Origin of the sequence: Clostridium punense, assembly GCF_017874425.1 — a bacterium.
Lineage (GTDB): Bacteria > Bacillota > Clostridia > Clostridiales > Clostridiaceae > Clostridium_J > Clostridium_J punense.
Window position 1 is genome coordinate 1 of sequence record NZ_JAGGLL010000094.1, and the last position, 1310, is coordinate 1310.

Annotated in this window: 1 protein-coding gene; it reads left to right on the forward strand. The window is 35.7% G+C overall.

Annotation, left to right across the window (positions count from 1 at the left end; translation table 11 throughout):
* Nucleotides 1–58: 58 nt before the first annotated feature.
* A protein-coding gene (locus J2Z44_RS21370) for an IS3 family transposase (RefSeq protein WP_378109524.1) occupies nt 59–1233 on the forward strand; the annotation gives its coding sequence in 2 pieces (ribosomal slippage) (nt 59–326 and nt 326–1233; 1176 coding nt in all).
* Nucleotides 1234–1310 lie beyond the last annotated feature (77 nt).

Here is a 1310-nt window from a genome sequence, read left to right on the forward strand (position 1 = left end):
TGACCCTTACCCACTTTGGTAGACACGAGGAACTCGTGTTATACTAAACGTGAAGGGAATGATTTTAGTGAATAACCATTATAGTGCAGAATTTAAACTAGAAGCAGTAAAAAGAATAGAGAAAACTAATGAATCAGTTACAAAGGTAGCAGCCGATTTAGGAGTAAAGCCTACAACACTACAAGGATGGGTAAAAAAATATAAGCAGTCACCTGCAGCTCCTTTTCCAGGTAGCGGAAATCTAAGTCCAGAGGACGAGAAACTAAGAAAACTAGAGAAAGAACTGCGAGAACTTAGAGAAGAAAATGAAATATTAAAAAAGGCGGCAGCCTACTTCGCCAAGAATCTAAAGTAAAAAGATTTAAGTTTATCAAGGCTAATCGTCACAAATACAGGGTAGCGAAGTTATGCACAGTACTTGGAATATCAAGAGCAAGTTACTATGCTTGGGATAAAAGACCTGAGAGTAAAAGATCAAGAGAAAATAAGAAACTATTAAGTAAAATCCAAAATATCCACGATAAAAGTGGCAAAGTTTTTGGGTCTATTAAGATTACCCAAATTATAAATAAAGAATCCAGCAATCCAATTAACCATAAGAGGGTCGAACGTATAATGAGTGAGAATGGCATAAGATCAAGAGTTTCTAAGAAGTTTAAGGCAACTACTAATTCTAATCATAAACTTCCAGTAGCTGAAAATATCCTTAACCGTGACTTTTCTGTGGATAAGCCTAATGAAAAAATGGTTAGTGATATAACATACCTGTGGACAGATGAAGGATGGCTATACATAGCTGGAATTATGGACTTATGTGGACAAAAGATTGTTGGGTTATCTATGAGTGAAAGAATGACTAAAGAACTAGTAATTAATGCTTTAAATGATGCTTATCAACGTGCTGGAAAGCCTAGCGGCGTTATTTTGCACTCAGATAGAGGTTCTCAATATTGTTCCTATGATTACCAAAATCTCATAAAAAAGTATAGTTTTATCTGTAGTATGTCCCGTAAGGGTAACTGCTGGGATAATGCTCCTATGGAGTCCTTTTGGGGCAAACTTAAGTGCGAATGGCTTTATGGAAAGCACTTTAAAACTCGTGAGGAGGCTAGAGCAGCTGTATTTGAGTATATTGAGATATTTTATAATAGGCAAAGAATCCATGCCTCTAATGGTTATTTAACTCCAGAAGAGTTTTATAATAGAGCCAGTAACAAAGTAACTGCAGCTTAAAAGTAAAATAACTAGCTATCTTATGAAAAAACGAGATATAACGAGTTTGGTGTGTCTATTTTATTGGGGGAAGGGCA